Source organism: Methanosarcina horonobensis HB-1 = JCM 15518 (assembly GCF_000970285.1).
Taxonomy (GTDB): Archaea; Halobacteriota; Methanosarcinia; order Methanosarcinales; family Methanosarcinaceae; genus Methanosarcina; species Methanosarcina horonobensis.
On the sequence record NZ_CP009516.1, the window covers coordinates 3,581,216 to 3,600,845 of the forward strand.

The 19,630-nt window shown below is 40.5% G+C and carries 7 protein-coding genes and 1 pseudogene; 2 read left to right on the forward strand and 6 right to left on the reverse strand.

Going from position 1 to position 19,630, the window contains the following annotated elements; translation table 11 throughout:
- Positions 1–30: 30 nt before the first annotated feature.
- Together MSHOH_RS15735 and MSHOH_RS15740 are read left to right on the forward strand one after the other, a co-directional pair.
- A complete protein-coding gene (locus MSHOH_RS15735; protein ID WP_048141044.1) occupies positions 31–1,725 on the forward strand; it encodes a DUF3344 domain-containing protein in 1,695 nt (564 codons plus the stop codon).
- Positions 1,722–3,332, forward strand: a complete 1,611-nt coding sequence (locus tag MSHOH_RS15740) for a COG1361 family protein (protein WP_239451013.1) — start codon at positions 1,722–1,724, stop codon at positions 3,330–3,332. The genes MSHOH_RS15735 and MSHOH_RS15740 overlap by 4 nt, the downstream gene beginning before the upstream one ends.
- Before the next feature lie 584 nt (positions 3,333–3,916).
- On the opposite strand, the gene MSHOH_RS15745 is transcribed toward MSHOH_RS15740, so the two are convergent.
- The 6 genes and pseudogenes from MSHOH_RS15745 to MSHOH_RS15770 form a co-directional block, all read right to left on the reverse strand.
- The gene (locus tag MSHOH_RS15745) at positions 3,917–7,564 is read right to left on the reverse strand and encodes a CARDB domain-containing protein (RefSeq protein WP_048141046.1); all 3,648 of its coding nucleotides are present in this window, start codon (positions 7,562–7,564) and stop codon (positions 3,917–3,919) included.
- Positions 7,565–8,593: 1,029 nt separating this feature from the next.
- Positions 8,594–9,556: a DUF3344 domain-containing protein gene (locus tag MSHOH_RS15750; RefSeq protein WP_158024207.1), complete on the reverse strand. Its 963-nt coding sequence runs from the start codon at positions 9,554–9,556 to the stop codon at positions 8,594–8,596.
- Between the two features lie 1,318 nt (positions 9,557–10,874).
- The gene (locus MSHOH_RS15755) at positions 10,875–11,240 is read right to left on the reverse strand and encodes a helix-turn-helix domain-containing protein (RefSeq protein WP_048141049.1); all 366 of its coding nucleotides are present in this window, start codon (positions 11,238–11,240) and stop codon (positions 10,875–10,877) included.
- Between the two features lie 787 nt (positions 11,241–12,027).
- A pseudogene (locus MSHOH_RS22980) lies at positions 12,028–12,394 on the reverse strand (ribbon-helix-helix protein, CopG family).
- Positions 12,395–12,681: 287 nt separating this feature from the next.
- Positions 12,682–14,940, reverse strand: coding sequence for a PKD domain-containing protein (locus tag MSHOH_RS15765; RefSeq protein ID WP_052730891.1), 2,259 nt, complete (start codon positions 14,938–14,940; stop codon positions 12,682–12,684).
- Between the two features lie 1,760 nt (positions 14,941–16,700).
- Positions 16,701–18,524: a NosD domain-containing protein gene (locus MSHOH_RS15770; protein WP_048141052.1), complete on the reverse strand. Its 1,824-nt coding sequence runs from the start codon at positions 18,522–18,524 to the stop codon at positions 16,701–16,703.
- Positions 18,525–19,630: the final 1,106 nt, after the last annotated feature.

A 19,630-nucleotide genomic window follows, 5' to 3' on the forward strand; every position in this document is an offset into this window, starting at 1 on the left:
GTGAATGTGTCTAAAGAGATGAAGAATTATATGTTATTAAAAAGCGAAAAACTGAGCAGGTTTTTCCTGTACTTTGCAGGAGTACTGATTTTTTTTACATATGTTTCTCCATGCCTGGCAACTTACAACTTTGAAGGTAGCCCTGAACAGGACGAACTGATTGAAGTTACGTCAGGTACGATAAAAGGCGGTTTGTATATTGACGGGGGAGATGGACTTAAGAAAACACCTTACGTGCAGGAGTTCAACGTGCCAGGGGATTCCGTAGTCTGGGCAAAGATATATGTGGGAGTATGGGGAGGCACGGAAGCAAAAAAAGGAACTCTTGACCTTACAGTTGGCGGGAAAGAGTTCGAAAGTGTGGATCTGGAAGGCAAAGCAGACAAAGGGGACGATGAGGATCAGAATCCTGCTATCTACTGTACTGGACATGGAGTTTACTGGATAGCTTATGACGTCAGCTCGAACATAAGTACCGGACCTTTAAAAGTAGAGGCGAAGACAAGCGGAGATATTGATGGAAGGATATATGGAATAATCCTTGCTGCAGCATATGAAGATAAAGAAGGGGAAGATACAAGATATTGGATTGAAGAAGGGAACATAAACCTTCATGGCAAAGGGTGGAGTGGGGATCTGGCGTCAACGCATGACGAAGCATATGCAGACTTCTCCGGAAAAGTGGACGTTGATAAGTACAAAACCGCAAACCTAGCTGTAGTATACCTTTGCGGCAGCCCTGGACTTGAAGATTCCCTTTACTTTAACGATGAACAGCTCTCCGATGGAGATAATAAAAATGACATAGCAAATTCAAAAAGTTATTTTGATTTCAAATTCTTTGATGTACTGGATATTCTTGCAGATGACGACAACGAACTAAAGTTTCAAAGAGATAATGAAGATTATTTGCATCCTGTACTGGCAGTTCTGAGCCTGGGGACAGGAGAAGAAGGAAGCTCTGATCTGATAGTCTCGGGACTTACCGTTCCTTTACTCTATGCAGGGAAGGACAATACAATAAAGGCAAACATAAAAAACATAGGAAAAGACCCTGCATATGGCTTTCAAGCAGCACTTTATGCTGATGACGAAATTGTATCCACAGTCCCTGTGTCTTCCCTTTCAGATGGAAAAAGTAAAACAATTGAGTTCAACTGGAAACCTGCCCGTGATGGGAAGCAGGCTCTGAAAGTATATGTCGACTATACGAACAAGAAGAAAGAACTATGTGAAGTAAACAACTGGAATACTCCCTTTCTTTCAAGGATCGTAGATCTGACTCCTCCTGAACTTGAAATAGAGTATCCGGAAGATGGAAAATCTGTAGATGCTGGATATCTTACAGTCAGCGGAACGGCTAAAGATACAAACCGGAACCTTACAGTAGAAGTTAACGGACAGAAAGCATTGCTAGCAGGAGAGAGCTGGAGTGCCAGTGTGCCAGTAGTTTCAGGCTCCAATACAATAGTTGTTTGTGCAGTCGACGGGGAAAACAATACTGCAAGGGAGCTCATTATTGTTGACGGAAAAGCTTCATCCAGGTCCGAGTTCAAAAACTCCCTCGAAACCAATAATGAAACCGAACCTTATAATCAGACAGGGCAAATATTCAGGAATTACGATAGTGAGATACAGGCAGACCTATCAGGATTTTGTGGAGAAATTGGGTTCATTGCTGCGGTTTTATATTTAAGACTCCGGAACCGGGGGAAACAGCCATGAACAGAAAGATAAACAGAAAAAGTAGATTCTGTGCAGCTGTAGTTTTTTTCATTGCACTGTTTCTGCTCGCAAATCTTACATATGGATCTGAAAACGAAGATGACTGGGATAATTTAACCGTTACACTCGGGCCTGAAAACTCCATCGTTTCGAAAGATGGATACTCCCTGGAGACACTGAAATTTGACGGATACGGCATGGTGTTGATTCAGGTCCTCAAAGACGACATCGTCCTCGGGGATATAGTCCTGGAAAATAACAGTTCGAACTGGTACTATATGGATAATAAAAATATAAGGCTGAAAGCTTACAATATTACTGACCAGAGAACTCTTCCGATGTTTGGAAGTCTCTTTTCCCCAAAAGCTGAGATCACCTTTGAAACACAAAGAAATATTGAAGAGAACGTTATCCTTGAGCTTGATCTTGAGGCGGACAAAGACGAATACTTTCTCGGTGATGAGGTGATTGTTGATATGGACCTCAGAAACACTGGACTGGTGAAAGCCAAGGAAATAAAGCTGGAGTTAGATTCGGACGGGCTCCTTGTTAGGGAAGGGTGTCCGGAGAAAATAACCCTTAATAAAGGTTCAAAAAAGTCCTGTGAACTCAGATTTAAGTTTCCGGAGAAGGTAAAAGAAAATTATTCCATTAAGGTAAACGTAAACTGGAAAGATAGCTCTGGTGAACATTTTCTTTCCGAAACTGAGGAAATTGAGGTCGTCGAACCTCTGAAAATCTACAAAAACACAGGTTCAGAAGGGTTTTCAGGAAGCCCTGTTTATGTTACGCTTTCCGTAAAAAATATCCAGGACAGAGCAGTGAATGTCCGGCTGCTAGATCTGCTGCCAGCAACGTTCTCGATGATTAATAATACTTCTTCAGAGAGCAAATGCCTGGATCTGGATAGCTCTTCATGTTTAAGCTGGGAGTTTGTGCTGTCCCCGGAAGAAAAAAAGACTTTTTCTTATAGTATACTATCCGAACAACCTGGAGCCCACCGGGTTCCCCAGGCCCATGCATACTCGAATTTATGCGGGCAGCCATATACCGAAAGTTCCGATTCTGAGGATATAATCACTATATACGAAACTATTTCGTACAGTCCATACAGCAACCACACTCTAACAGAAGTGACCCTTGAGTCAGGGAGTGACCTTTCAGCTTATCTGGACAGCAATGGATACGCTCTACTGGATATCCTGGTGGAAAATAACGCCCTCGATGCTTCTATATTTATTCCAAAAGGCACAAGGCTGCTTGATAGCCAGAAAGAGCCTCTAAAAGCAATATCAATAGCAGAGGCAGACCAGCCTCTCCTCCCAGGCACTCTATACCTGGCAGGGAAATATTATTATAGACTTGAGCCCGAAGGTGCAGAGTTCGACTCTGATGTCAGGCTCAGTATGGGCCTCAATGACTCAATAGAAGGAAACTTCCCATCCATATACCTCTCTGAAGATAACTCTACGTGGACTATGGTTGATAGTACCCTTAGTGAAAATGAAAACAGGATTTCAGCCAGGATTACTAACTTTTCTGTGTATGCAGCCCTTGCACAACCTCCGGCGGCAGTAGAATTGTACGTTGACCTGGTTTCCTCATAATTTGGTGGTTGTCCACCATCCTTAGCTCGTTTTCTATCAAATCCTATAAAATGTTCTTCCCAGAAATTGCAAAAAAGAGAAAAATTGAGAGCTGTTAGATGTGTAAAAACTCACACGTAGAAGTCTCAAAACTCAAAAGTAGAAGTCTCAGTTTTTCTTTATATTCTTTTTGCTCTTTTCTGCCGAACTTCAAGCAAGTAGATGGCATATGTTAGACGTATAACGAAAAACCTTTTTTGCAGTCCAAGCAAACCAGGAAAAGTCTGGTAATAGGAAGCAGTGAGTTCAATAACGCCGATCAGGTAAAGATGTTATTGACATTACGGGTTTTTTACCTAATAGCTACAGAAATGTCAATATTGAAACTGCGGAACGAATAGATAGAAGCAGGATTAAGTGTCAGTATTATTTCACTCCTCGAGCCGGATTGTGTATTCAGATAATGGATCACATTGCAAAAATGTTTTTAAATAGAGAAAAAAGAGAAATGGGGGAACAGGGAAGTTTTCTTTATTTTCCCTTCGTTTTTTCTTTCCTTTTTCCCTCCATATTTTCTTCTTCTCCTTTTTTCTTTCCTTTTTCTTTTAAATCATTGCAAACATCCGCACTACGTCATCAAAGTCGATCCTCCCGTTCCCGTTGAAGTCGAAGTACTCCACCGGCATGTTTTCCTCTATCCAGTCCATGTTGTGGAAGTACGCCACTATATCTACGAAGCTGAACTCCCCGTTTCCGGTGAGGTCTTCATAGAACCCGTCTCCGTCAAGGTCCTGAGGGGCATATTCCTGATCCGGCAGGGGAGACAGAAGGGTCACTTCAATTCTTCCTGTTAAAAATGCCGGCTCTATGATGTTTCCTGAATCGTCATCCAGACGTTTAACCCCTATCGAAAGGTTCGCAGATCCTTTCTTCTTTCCGGAAACAGTTAGGGTGGCGAGCACAACATCTGTTGCTCCTGCCTTAACAGTATCTTCCCCGTCAACAGTCTTCAGGTAGATAGAAGTCCCTGGCAGAGAAGAATTCTCAGTAATCAGACCCCAGGAAGGATACTCTATATCAACTATCTCGGCAACAGTCGGGTCGTCAATAGCAACGGTAAGGTTGTAGCCTGAAAGACCTTCTGGGAAATTACTGGCAACGACATTTATCTCAATAGATTCGTTTTCTGAGACAGAGGAGTTTTCCGGGTCAAAATAGAGAGTAACAGTTGACCCGGAAGCTCCGGAAACTTCTATGTAATCCGATTTTAACTCGAAGTCCTTCCCAGCAGCATTTTCCACAGTCAGGTTTACAGTGTAATTTCCGGCTGCATTATAGGTATGCGAGGGATTCTGATCGGTAGCACTGGTACCGTCACCGAAGTCCCAGAACCACGAGGTCGGTATACCTGTGGACTGATCGGTGAACTGTACCGTAAGTGGGACATCTCCGCTCGTCATATTTACGGCAAAATCCGCAACCGGAGTCGTCGATGCCGCCGAAACTGTTACCATTACCGTCATCGCGTTATTTGTCTCATCTGACTCGGCGATCTCATTTTCTGGATCTACAGTTACCTTAAGGTTGTAGTCACCTGCTGATTCCGGCATCCACGAGAAACTGACCTCTGCGCTGCTCCCTGATGCAATACCTGATACAGACTGCGTATCCACAACTGTGCCGTTTACTGAAAGGGTCGTGTTAAAAGCATCTTCTGCATTGCCTGGACCGGTGTTGTTAATTGTAGCGCTGATGGTGCAGGGAGAGTTCGAGGTAATTCTGGATGGTTGAGTTATGGCAGTGGGGATGAGATCAGGAATTAAATCTGCCAGAACTGCAGTGTTCTCATAAGCATATGAGATGCCATTCGTTGCACCTATTAGTAGGTCGTAATCTCCGTCACCATCAAGGTCAGCTAAACATGGATAAGCACTTGACGTACTGGGCGCATCCCATGTCGTTTTCCTCGTCCAGACTGGACTGTTTTTAGTTCCTGTGTTCTCGTAGGCATATCCTGCACCACTCGAACGGCCTATTAGTAGGTCATAGTCCCCATCGCCGTCCAGATCAGCTAAACATGGTGCTGCATTACTTCCTATGTCAGGTACATCCCATTCAGGTTTTCTCGTCCACACCGGGCTGTTAGTAGTCCCGGTGTTCTCATAACTATATGAAAAACCATCTGAAGCACCGACCAGCAGGTCATAGTCTTCATCACCGTCTAGGTCAGCCAAACATGGTGCTGCTCTACTTCCTATGTCAGGAGCATCCCATTCAATTTTTCTTGTCCACACTGGACTGCTTGGAGTCCCTGTGTTCTCATAACCATATGCGTTACCACTATATTCCCCTATTAGTAAGTCATAGTCTCCGTCGCCGTCAAGGTCAGCTAAACGTGGAAATGCATAATATCCTGTGCTGGGAGCATCCCATTCAATTTTTCTTGTCCACACTGGACTGCTTGGAGTCCCTGTGTTCTCATAACCATATATATTACCATTATATTCCCCTATTAGTAAGTCGTAATCTCCATCGTCATCAAGGTCGGCTAGGGTGGGAGATGCACGATCTCCCGAACTATCCGATATGTCGGGTACGTTCCATTCCGATTTAGCTATCCAGATAGGCCCAATTGATGCTGGACCTGTGACATTGATGTGTCCTGTTTTTGTAGTGGAGTTGTTTCCAGCTATATTTGTCGCTGTGAATTTGACGCTATAGGTGCCGATCTTAGTGAAGGTATGTGTGGGATTTTGGCTGGTTGAAGTAGTACCATCACCAAAGTCCCAGAGCCATGAGGTAGGCGACCCTATTGACGCGTCCGTGAACGTGACAATAAGAGGCGCATCGCCGGAAGTAGGTGTTGCCGTGAAATCTGCAACTAGTGGATTGACAACAATGTACCTAGTTTTCGTCTCTGAGTCGTTCCCACCTGCATTGGCGACCGTGAGTTTCACAGTATAGTTCCCTATGTTGGTATAGGTGTAGGTGGGATTCTGTACGTTACTGTCCACTACTCCATCATTGTCGAAGTCCCACATCCAGGAAGTAGGTGAGTTAGCGGACAGGTCGATGAAGGTAACCGTAAGGGGGGCATCGCCGGAGGTTTTGCCCGCACTGAAATCAGCGACTGGAGAAGCTGCTGAAGTCGTACCGACGAGTACATTTAGTATATTATTGTCCTTATTCGACTCTACCACTATATTTTCCGGGTCTGCAACCACGCTCAACGAGTAGATATCTGTGCTGCCGTCAGGTGTCCAGTGAAGATCAACTGTCGTGTTGCTTCCGATTATTAACTCAGAAGCAGGCTGCGTATCTACAACCTTACCGTCCACCATGAGCGATACATTAAAAGACTGAGAGTTATTGCTACCCTTATTCTCGATAGTTGCAGTCATGGTGTTGTTTATGTTTGCAGTCACAGCAGAAGGAGTGAGGCTCACTGGCACAAGGTCAGGAGATTTAGACACAATTGAAAGGCCGTGAAATACCACAGAACAATATGTATCACTTCCCCTTGACACAAGAACGGTCTGGTTCTCAGGCACAAGAGACCCCTGCACATTATCCCAGCGAATATAATTGAAATATTCATCACTTACAGATTCGGTTGCACCTGGAAGAGAATTCCCATTCAGATCCTCATAATTGAACCCTGTAAGGTGAGTTGAATACAGGCTTGCATTCTGTACATCAGCAAGGTCTACAGTCCCGTTGAAGTATGTGGTAGAATTCGGGACATCATATCCCAGAAAGTCAGCATAATGCATCCAGTCGCAGCCTTCTGCAACCCAGTATTCTACTTGTGGCTTAGTTTCGTTTTTCAGTATGACTACAAGAGTACTGCCGTATTGTCTGCCGTCACCCCAAGATACTGAATTGACCGTTGCAGTATTCACTTTCCCGGGATGTAGGTAATCTGTGACATCATAGGGTATCCAAGTCACACCCATATCAGTCGAATAGTAAGATGGGTTGGCCGGGAATAAGTGTCCATTGAATGTTGTGGTTATGGTATCATGGGTAGACTGGCCAGCCCAGACTCCTACATAATATCGCGCAAAAACAACAGTACCGTTTGGTACGTTAAAATTGTTTATAGAATCTTTAGAAGCCCAGTTTGCTATAGATGATACATACATCTCACCCCGCACTGTGTCGTGTGCTATTGTGGGTAAAGCCGAGGCGGTGCCGGCAAAAAGGAATATTACCAGTATAGAGAATATATATTTAGCGTGTTTGAATGTCATTATTCGTCACCTTTGGGTTGATCAACTAAAAAAGAAGAGAAACTGTCTTGTCAGGTTCCCTTTGCTAAGAATATTATTTTTCTTCTTTCCAAAGCCTGTACAGTTGTAGGAACTCTCAGAGTTCGCTATGTGCTTGTACCGTCTTTAGAACTCTGTGATTCTATCAAGTCAAATTCAGTGATGGAACAATACTTCATCAGAGGGATGACACTGATTGCATATTTTGCGGTGTAGATCCATGAATTTGTCCTGAATCAACAGGACATTGAAATACAGGCTAATCCTTCTGATTAATTGATATTAAGTCTAGGTGTGTGTAAGCTTTTACAGTGCAGTAATAGTCGTAATCTGCTGCATAGAAGCTATTTTAAGTAGGAAGTTGCACAGCTGAGAGTTCACATATTTCTAAGAATTGTCGCAGATTTTATTAAATATCATCTCCTTTGATATTAAAATTAAATTAGAGCATATTTTTCCATAGGTCTCCTATTTGTAAAAGGGATTACTGTCATAACACAACTATTTTAAAAAAGAAGTACGAAGTATTTAAATTTTGTTAAATAATAAGATTTGTATTAAATTATATATGAATTTAGTAACACAAAATTGAAGAGTAATAACGCATAAAGTATGACTTATCTTTAATAAAAGTCGAGTACTCGTCCGCTAAAAGGGCAGTCTTTCGCCAAAAAAGAAGATTCCAGTTTTCCAACTGAGGTTCAAGTTTTCTCGTGCCGCTTCAATTCGAAAATCAAAAAAAGAAATGGGAAAGTGAGCCGCCTTATTCCTAGCTTCGTACTGGATGCGATCGTCCTTTTCTTATTCCTAAAAATTCGCAGTCATCCTGAGCCCTGATAGTCGTGAGATTATCTGTCGGGAAGATGTTTTTGGCCACTTTCTGTAACCTTCAGTAGCTATAAGATCAGCAAGATATCACTACCAAAGATCCCTTTTCTTGCTGAAAAATCGATTAATTCGACTGTTACTCTTACTGTGAAATCCTCCATATTTTGGAAGTGGAAAACCTGTTTAAGTAGTTGTTGTATTCACCAGTAGAAACGCATTAGCTGCTTGCATCTGAGTGTCAGTGTTGTAGTTGTTATCGTTCAGTCCATTTTGCATTTTCGCTTCATTGTCGGTTGCAAGGTAGCTTGTGACATCCGTAGTAGTCCATGAAAAATCAGCATATGGGTTTGCATTCCATAATCCTTCCCAAGACCCCGAGGAGAAGCTATTGAAGTACAGCTTGTTATAGGGCGTACCGCCAGATGGAACAACAGTGGTCAGAGTTGCAGACTCCACGTTATTTGTATTCACGTTAGTGAAATCCGCAACGCACTGGGCATCACTCGGTTTTATCCCATATGTCCAACTACTGCCTGTCCATTTGACATATGTCACGTCACACCCCTCATCAATATAGTAATATTTATTAGTACCGCCTGACTGATTGTAAAGTGTAAGAAGCCCCACGGCCTGAATATTGAAAGAACATTTGTCATCACCATCGGTATCGCCGTCGTCACCATTGTAAGGTTCGGCATTTGTAACTTTCACAACATATGTCTTAGAGGGATCAGTTGCATCAACGTAACTGGTAACATCATAAGCACATGTTCCACTTGGATAATCATATCCACTGGCTTCTTTTTGGTCTGTATAGTGATCAGTGGGTGCACCAAGATCAAGTCCATTAAAGACTACATTCATATTTGCTTCCATGCCAGTGTTTGAGGAACTGTTTGTGTCGTTCAGATAACTCCACGTATAGTACACGTAAAGCTTTGCACTGTGATTTGTTGCCCCATCTGGTAGACCTGGCTGGAGCTGAACATAAAAACTATCGCCCGTACTTGTTGTAGAATTGTAGTTCCATAACTTCGGACTGTAAGAACTGTTGCCTATAGTGTAGTTCATGCCGCCTGTGACCATTCCGTTCATTATTTCAGTCAGCGGCTTGTCTGCCGTATAATCAGCAGCCGCTGGTAACACTGTCAAAACCAGCGCCGTGCACAGGAATAGCATAGCCATCCCGATGTGTAAATTTATATCGGATTTTCTTATCATTTTCTCAATACCTCTTTAATTTTTTTATTTTTAATTTATTTTACATGATTTATATTGCGGGCTGTTCCGCATTTTAGTAAAACATCAATTGTACTATTCCATTCTCGGACGGCTTTGAGGGCCGCAGAGCGATGCTTTCCAGTAAGTTTAATATGGATGGAAATAATACAATGAGAGCCTGGAAAAGGATATATTATATCGTTCTCCAGGGTTGGCCTCGACGGTTTTTGGTAGAAACTGCCGAGCGATACTGTGCAAGAGTCTGGAAAATCACTCCTTATCGTCGTTTTCCAGGCTCTTTCTGTCCAATAACTCAATCACCTTTTCTGGATATTTCAGATGATTAATCATCGGAAGTCTCTCTCATTATCCTGGATTACCTGATACTGGCCGGCAGGTGCCTTTGCAGGTCAGGCTCCGGATTTTTTTACTTGTCCCACTTTTGGACTCCACTTCTCTCCAACATAATAGTAATTTTTTGTTACCTATTTAAAGTTATTTCAAATATTTTGTTATTTTTTAAGTTATTTGTCGAATTAAATGTTAATTATTTTGTTTTTTTTATTATCAAGATTTATCAGAAGTTCGAAATTTGTTTTATATTTATTTGATATTGGTAGGCAGTTTTTCGTTAACTTGAGCCTCATGTCTATAAAAAAGTATCCTGTTTCCAGCATTGATATTTTTGAATAACCTGTGTGATATTCATTGCAAAGTTTACTATAATGTTAATTACGAAAGTTATACTATATTATTTTGAATAAATATAATGATTAAGCCGTGAGATGCCAGCTGTTTGCAATTATATCCCAGGAATTAGACGTAGTGCATATTAGTATGTAATTATATATTAGTATTAAATAAGATAGATATTCTAATTAATCACATTTCATGTTATTTAAATTAACAAAAGTATTAAATATTATGGAAGCGTATTATAGTTCTCATTTTCGATTTAGTTTGACTGAGAATACAAAACAAAAACGATAATTTGCCCTGTATATTGCTAATTTACCGCGAAAGTTTTTGGTTGACAGGTTACTGGATGACAGGACTTTATTATACAATTCAAGTCTTTTTTCATGTTTTCTTTCCGTTTTTCTTGCTTTTTTATCCGCTCAAGTTGCTGTTGAGATGGCAGCGTTATGGGCTTCTGGGTGCGCTTTGTGCGGTTGACTTTGTGGTTATGCTTCCTCATCCAATAATACAGGAATTTATAAGCGACATGAAGCTCATTGGCTATTTATTTTGTACTCTTGCCCTGTTGATAGTGCTTGAAGAATTCTGTTTCGTCGGCTTTGGGAGAAAATAGTGATCCTAGAAGTGGAGGCAGACCTATCTCGTTATGAATCCCAGGCTTTTTAAGCGAGAAGCCCAGAGCTTTAGCTATTTCTTTGTCTTTCTTTCCTTCAGCATACAGCCGCTTGAACTCCTTGAAATCGAAAACCGTTTTTTTACGAAGTTGATTTGGAGTTAAGCCTAGTTCGCTCCTGATCTTAGACAAAGTATACCTCGATAAGCCAAGAATTTTGCATATTTTCCTGTCACTCAGTCCTTCGGTATAGAGCCACTTGAATGAATCGAGGTCAACATTGACTTTTGCTCCCATACACAGTCCCCAAAAATTGCCGCAATTGTTCATATATATATAAAACTAGCATTCACATTAAATATTACTAATATTTAATAAAATAACACTAAATCATCTTAACATAACAGAAAATAGTAGATATGAAGTCTTCATACAGATCTTTACGGAAGCGTTTCTAATAAAAGAAACGTCTCCTGAGATTTGAGCAGTTTGATGCCTGAAGTTCTCCATCTGTAGAAAAAGAGAAACAGGCGGGGACTAACGGCATGGGCGAAGCCGTGTAATTCTCTCATTCTCAATATCGAATCTTTTCTGAAATCTTTTCTGACTATCGCCTGAGAACTGCCAGCGTTTTTGAATTATTAAGATCAATCAAATTACTATGTTACTGTCAATAGCTCAGATGTAATATCTAATTTACTCGTTTAGTAATATAATTTTTAAATTATGTAATATTACATATCACAAAATTAATAGGAAATGTTAAATAGAAGCTCGTCATACATATATCATTTAAAAAATCATCCAAAAGCCTCAAAAAAGCCTCAAAAATGTCTCAAAAAAGCTTCAAAAACAGAAACACCCCTCAAATCGATTAGCTAGACTTCCAACCTCTGGAATTCCTCACCTGTAAACGCGGCGGGCGGGGAATTTCAGATACAACTCGTTTTCTATCATTGAAGGCAGGGGTTAACCAGAAAAGAATTCTGGACCTCTGCCCAATTCTCTCTGCCCTGTAAATCTTCTCTGGTATGTGGAAAGGTTAGATATTCTCATTTGGTGCTACAGTTGTTAGTTTTGAAAATTATACTCCTTTAAGGGCTATTATAGCCCCGGCAAGCTCCGTAATTTCCTGACCATTACCATCCAGAACTATCAGTTCAAAACCCTCTTCATGACCAAGGTAAAGGTGTACAGAATACCTTATCAGGTGAGAATAATGGTGCTGGATATCTGTCAGGGATTTGAAAGCTCGCGTTTTGTGCGACCGTAAATAACTGCAATCGTCCCAATGCGATGACCTTTAATATCACCCATCCATTCGTAATAGGTAGTATAACTCGTGATGGCATCTCTTATGGCTTCCGAACGTGAAGGATAGCCTCTCTTTTGATAATTTCATCAAATATTCCTCTGAAATTTTGCGGTCGGAGTATAACCTGAAAGTCCATCAGACAGACTATCAACATCCAGGAACAACTCACAGCTTTCCCGACCTCCGGGGAGATTTCCCCTGATGGACTAATTATAAGTGATGGAGAAGTCCCTATAAGCCAAATGCAGACCCAGGCCAAAAAAAGGATCGCAAAAGCTAAAAGTATCGATACAAAAATTCCGGATATTTCAGGCAACAGACCACCTCACTTAAAAATTTTTTTAAAATAGAGAAAAGGGAAAAAATGTAGGAAAATATAAGGAAGTTTTCATTATTTTCCCTTCGTTTTTTCTTTCTTTTTCTTTAAATCATTGCAAACATACGCACTACATCATCAAAGTCGATCCTCCCGTTCCCGTTGAAGTCTAAGTACTCCACCGGCATGTTTTCCTCTATCCAATCCATGTTGTGGAAGTAAGCCACTATATCCACGAAACTGAATTCCCCGTTTCCGGTGAGGTCTTCATAGAACCCGTCTCCGTCAAGGTCCTGAGGGGCATATTCCTGGTCCGGCAGAGGAGACAGAAGAGTCACTTCAATTTTTCCTGTCAAAAGAGCTGGCTCTATCGGGTCTCCGGAATCATCATCAAGACGGGAAACTCCGATAGAAAGGTTTGCAGATCCTTTTTCCTTTCCAGAAATTGTAAGAGTAGCAAGCACAACATCCGCTGCATCTGCCATAACAGTATTATTCCCGTCAACAGTCTTCAGGTAGATAGAAGTCCCGGGCAGGGAAGAATTCTCAGTAATCAGAGCCCAGGAAGGATACTTGATATCCACTATCTCAGCAACAGCCGGATCGTCTATAGCAACGGTCAGGTTGTAGCCTGAGAAACCTGCAGGGAAATTACTGGCAACGATACTTATTTCAGTAGATTCTTTTTTGTTAACAGAGGAATTTGAAGGGTCGAAATAGAGAGTAACTGTTGACCCGGAATCTTCAGAAACTTCTATGTAATCTGTTTTTAACTCAAAGCCCATGCCAGCGGCGTTTTCCACAGTCAGGTTTACCGTGTAAGTACCGGCTGATGCGTATGTATGAGAGGGGTTCTGCTCAGTTGAGTTAGCTCCGTCCCCGAAGTCCCAGAACCACGAGGTCGGTATACCTGTGGACTGATCGGTAAAATTAACTGCGAGAGGTGCAGTACCATTCGTAATATCTGCAATGAAAGCAGCAACGGGTTCAGGTTCTACAGGTGCAGAAGATACAGTGATGTAATCAGTTTTCACCTCGGAATCGCTTCCTCCAGCATTTGAAACCATAAGACTAACTGTGTAGTTACCGGCCGATTCATATGTATACGAGGGATTTTGCTCAGTTGAATCCACAGTACCGTCATTATTAAAGTCCCAAGAATAGGACGAAACAATGCCTGTTGACTGGTCGGTGAAGTTAACTGTTAAAGGTACATCTCCAGCAGTAGGTGCCGCAGTGAAGTTGGCAATCGGAGCTTCAGGTACTGGTTCGCTAACTACAATGTACTCGGTCTTTACTTCGGAATCGCTTCCTGCTACATTTGCAACCGTAAGGTTGACAGTGTAGTTACCGGCCGCATTATAGGTATGCGAGGGGTTCTGCTCAGTTGAATCAACAGTTCCGTCGTTATCAAAGTCCCATGAATAGGACGAAACAATGCCTTTGGAGTGGTCGATGAAGTTGACTGTCAACGGTGCATTGCCTGATGTCACGTCTGCGGAGAAGTTGGCAACAGGTATTGATGGAAGCACTGTTATGTAATCGGCTTTCACTTTCGGTGTCCAGCCATCATATTTTACAATCACATCGTAAGTGCCGGGTTTGGTGTAGGTATGGATGATGTTGAAATTAGGTGAGTAATCGTATGTCCCATCACCATCCACATCCCAGGCCCACATGTTCCAGTACTCAGGAGCCAGACCAGAAACGTTTCCCGTGAACTCTACAGTGAGAGGGACGGTTCCTTCAGTCACATTTGCTGTGAAATCCGGAGATGGGTAGATTACAGTGATATAGTCAATTTTCAGCTCGGAATCGCTTCCTGCTGAGTTGGTAACCGTAAGTTTCACAGAGTGTCTACCTTCATCAGTATAGATGAATTTTGGGTTCTGCTCCGTAGAATCCACGTCACCGTCATTGTCAAAGTCCCATTTCCAGGTATCCAGAGATCCGGTCGAGCTGTCTGTGAACTGCACTGTCAGAGGTCCGACTCCTGAAGTAATGTCTGCAGAGAAGCCGGCAACAGGGGCTGAAAGTAGTGGTTCACTTACAGATATGTACCCAGTCTTCACTTCTGAATCGCTTCCACCTGCATTGCTTACAGTAAAGTTAACTATATAAGTTCCTTCAGTTGAGTAGGTATGCGAGGGATTCTGCTCAGTTGAGTTTGTTCCGTCCCCAAAGTTCCATGCCCAACCAGTTGCATTGGTAGATATGTCGGTGAATTGCACGGTCAGGGGTGCAGGGCCACTGGTGGTGTTAGCAGTAAAGTTTGCGACTGGTCCAACTGTCGTCACATCTGCTGACGCCAGTTCGGTCATGCACATCAGTGCAGCGATACAGAGAATCAGAAATATTCGTTTCATCTTTCATTCACTCCACATTTCGGAAATTTTCGCCCATAAATCTTGTGACTGTGGCCTTTTTCAGCAGGATCGGAAGGGGGTTGTTCGGGATTAAATCACAGTTATTTTGTAGCTCTTCTAACTGAGGGGGAAATCTCCCAATAATAAAAAATAAAAAAATTTGCTATATATGTCCAAAAACTTGGATCTGCGTTATATGGTGTTTTTCAGATCAGTCCAAATTATTTAATTTAAATTACTCTGTACTCGTAGCTGTAAATTTCTATCTTCGACGATTTTATGAGGGGGATCGCCGAGAGACACTGTCCAGTAAAGGCGTACAAAATGTACAAAATCGTACAAAGGAGAGCCTGTAAGCAGGGCTTCTTTTAATTTATTTTATCTTTAATTCTGGGTTTTTCATACTATCCGATTAGCCTTTTTGGCTGATCGATAACCGGTTATCTCCCACTGGCCTTGCTTTTCTAATCAGGAATTGCATAGTGTATTTTCCAGTTAGTCGGCTGGCTTTTTTACGACCTATCAGCACAATATCGTTTTTATACCCATCCAGTACAAAAACGAGAATCTTACTTAAAATGGAAAAGTAATGACTCCATATTCTGAAAACCAAACCTGTATGAATATATAATATATTTTACCACAACTTTTTTCCCCGGTTGTAAGAAGTCTAGCTGCAAAGTCAGTGGTAGCGTTTGCAAAGTTACAACAGATCTATAATACTCGGATATCCGCTCCGGCTGTACATCAGCTGTTGAAAAAGTTACAACAAACCATATGACTTTTCAGATAGACTCTAAAAGTACGGATGTGTTAATAATATTTAATATTTTGTTATTGTATATGCAATTATTTTTATATTATAGTAATTAATTATGCTTTAATTTATTTTATCTTATATTAGTTATGATTAATTTGAACAAAAATCACATTCTTTGCTTATTCTCTGGCTAGCTTTCGGATATTCAAATTGGAAACGATAATTTTTTCTGACGTGGGACTGATCGATCTTGGTTCTGGAAACTTCTTTTTTTCTACCCGTCTACCTTTTTTACATTGAAAAAAAGCATCATTGAAGGTTGTCAAATAAATTAGTTCATTTTCATATACAGGAAAAAGAATAACTCTCAAATAAGGGATAATACCATCAATCGTTTTCGTTGGTTGATTACAATACAGAACTTAAAATATAAATTATTTGATGTTATTTATTATTAATTATACAAATGAAAATAACACTTAATTAGATTGACATAATGGAAAGTATTAAATATAATGTATCCATACATATCTTTCAGAAGCATTTCTAAATCCAGAAATGCCTTCTGAGATTATGAGCAGTTTAATACCGAAGGTTTCCTGCCTGCAGAAGAAGTTGAAGGCAGGTAGGAAGCTAACGGCGTAGGGCGAAGCCAGATAAATTGTCCATTGCCCAATATCGAATATTTTCTGTAATCTTTTCTGAAGTATTTTCTGGCTCTCGCCTGAAAACTGTCGAGGATCTAAGTTTTTAAGGTTATTTGGTTTGACCGAATGGGTCAGTTACTATCAACTTCTTATCAGATGCTAACAAAAGACTGGTATGTTTGAATTTTCACATTCAGGGACTTAACTTCATTGAGTCCTGAAATGATTTCGCAGATTCAAAACTATTTGAAAGTTCGATACACAATATAATAACTGCAGGAAATTTGCAAAATTGAGGGGAAATTTGAGAAATTTTTCTCAATTCCCTTCATTTTATCATTTTTTCTCCTCACTTAAATCATTCCAAACATCCACACTACATCATCAAAGTCGATCCTCCCGTTCCCGTTGAAGTCGAAGTACTCCACCGGCATGTTTTCTTCTATCCAATCCATGTTGTGGAAGTAAGCCACTATATCTACGAAACTGAACTCTCCGTTTCCTGTAAGGTCTTCATAAAGCCCATCTCCGTCAAGGTCCTGAGGGGCATATTCCTGGTCCGGCAGAGGAGACAGAAGAGTCACTTCAATTTTTCCTGTCAAAAGAGCTGGCTCTATCGAGTCTCCGGAATCATCATCAAGACGGGAAACTCCGATAGAGAGGTTTGCAGATCCTTTTTCCTTTCCAGAAATTGTAAGAGTAGCAAGCACAACATCCGCTGCATCTGCCTTAACAGTATTATTCCCGTCAACAGTCTTCAGGTAGATAGAAGTCCCGGGCAGGGAAGAATTCTCAGTAATTAGAGCCCAGGAAGGATACTCTATATTAACTATCTCGGCAACAGCCGGATCGTCGATAGCAACGGTCAGGTTGTAGCCTGAGAAACCTGCAGGGAAATTACTGGCAACGATACTTATTTCAGTAGATTCTTTTTTGTTAACAGAGGAATTTGAAGGGTCGAAATAGAGAGTAACTGTTGACCCGGAATCTTCAGAAACTTCTATGTAATCTGTTTTTAACTCAAAGCCCATGCCAGCGGCGTTTTCCACAGTCAGATTTACCGTGTAAGTACCGGCTGATGCGTATGTATGAGAGGGGTTCTGCTCAGTTGAGTTAGCTCCGTCCCCGAAGTCCCAGAACCAGGAAGTTGGAGAACCTGTAGATTCATCCGTGAAGCTGACTGTTAAAGGCACATCTCCGGATATCGGTGATGCTGCGAATGCAGCAACGGGAGCAACAGGACCGCTGCCGCCAAAGTAGTTTTCAAAGGGCTGCATCAGGGGGTAGTTATCGGCTCCAAGGTTGTCAGGGAGGACATAAGGGGTATCGCCAATTCCGTCACCGTTGGTATCTGTGCCTGCGTAGTCAGACCAGTAATTCCCCATGTAACCAGTGTATGTCTTGCTGGAGTAGGTGTATTTGATGGGGGTAGTGGAATTCCAGTATGTTAACGCAGGTGCTGTGGTTCCACTGTATATTGTTGGGATGTTGTTTATAAAATTATTAAGATATATTGTATTTACTTCAACTGTTTTATAAAATTCGATAGAATAGTTGTTGGAACTAATGGTATTTCTGGTTATTGTAGTGTTTGCAGCTCCAGAAAATAGAAAAATTCCCGCTCCTTTATTGTTACTGAATGTATTATTTGATATCATACAATTTCTCTTTTCTATTGTAAGGGGGGAATATGTACCGGCACTATTCGAAACGATATTGTTTTCGAATGTTAGGTTATCACAATATGCATCTATGCCTTTTGCCTGAGTTTGTCCATTAATTATACAATCTCTAATAGTTATGTCCGAACAAATTATAGAAGCAGTACCAGGGAGTACTCTATTTACTTTTATGTTTATTCCTTCAAGAACAATTCCAGTTGCAACTCCAGAACTATCTGAAAACCTTATTTCATTACCTGGGGTATTGGGGGCGACTGTTACGACATCAGCGCTTTCTCCTATTATATTTATATTTGGCTTATTAACAGTGAAACCGAGGTATGTCCCTGAATAAACAAAAATTGTATCTCCAGAAGAAACGCTGTTAACAGCAGTTTGTATGTCCGCGAAATCTGCTCCACCACTGTCGTCGACGTACCAGACCTTTGCTTCTGCAGGTATTATTACTATTGTGCAAAGAAGTAGAAATAAAAGTAGAAAGATATTTCTATTCATCGATATCATCCCATAAGTCAAATTGTCACATTCAAAATCATATTTTTGATTTAACACTAACTTTGGCCTTGTCCGTGAGTTATTATAATCTGAAAAGCCGGGAATATTCCCGAAGTTTGGAAATAATTCATTAGTCATCGGTTAAAGAGTTTTATTTCCTGAAAGCTATCGATTTTGCATTTCAAGTATGCATCAAATGTTGGACTTTTTACAGGAAATCGATACCTTGTTCTAGTCCACAGTATGTTTACATATCTGTTAGTTTTCAATCCTTCATACTGTTATTGAAATCACAAATAAGGGATATTTGGCTGCTTGAGCAATGGGCAAAGTTAATATTTTTTTTCAAGCAGCAGTCATTTTGCTTTTTATATCACCTCTTTAAAATAATTAATTTAGTCTAAAATTTTCTATAACTTCACTAGAAAGAATGTCACAAAATCAATATTTTTAAAACATGATTTATCGGAACAGCTATTTAAATTTTATTAAATATTACAATTAATGTTTAATTAAATATTAAAAAATAGCAAAAAATTATCATTTTGTATTATATAATAAATTTCTTTGCCATTTAATACTAAAAATTATGAGTCAGGATAAGCGAAAGTAAGTTGATACGCTTAACCAAAAGATACAGAATAAAGCTGTTAGCTCACTCAATATAAGAAGCTTGCAAATGTTCAGCTCTAGAATAAATATCAAAATAGACAAAAGTCTAAAATTCACATCTTTTGTCATCGGTTAACGAATTTTATGCACAACTTCGAATACCACATATAGCGATTTTCCAACAGAATTCTCTTAGATGTTGCATAAAAAATAACATTTTTTGACGTTTTGTTCCTTAACCGAATCCAAATGAAATTCACATCATTATTACAGAATGTTAGGTAAAATCACAACCTTCGAAAAAATTAAGACTTGCACTTGATTTTGCACATCAAAGCATAAGTCCTAACACAAAAAAGAGAGGTTTTATTAAATTTTATTAAACCTCTCTTTTTTGTGTATCTGTTTATATTTTTCAAATAATATTATATACCTGGGTTTCCACATTTTAAACGCAGATTTCTAGTTCCACTAATATATCAAGGCGTATTCTT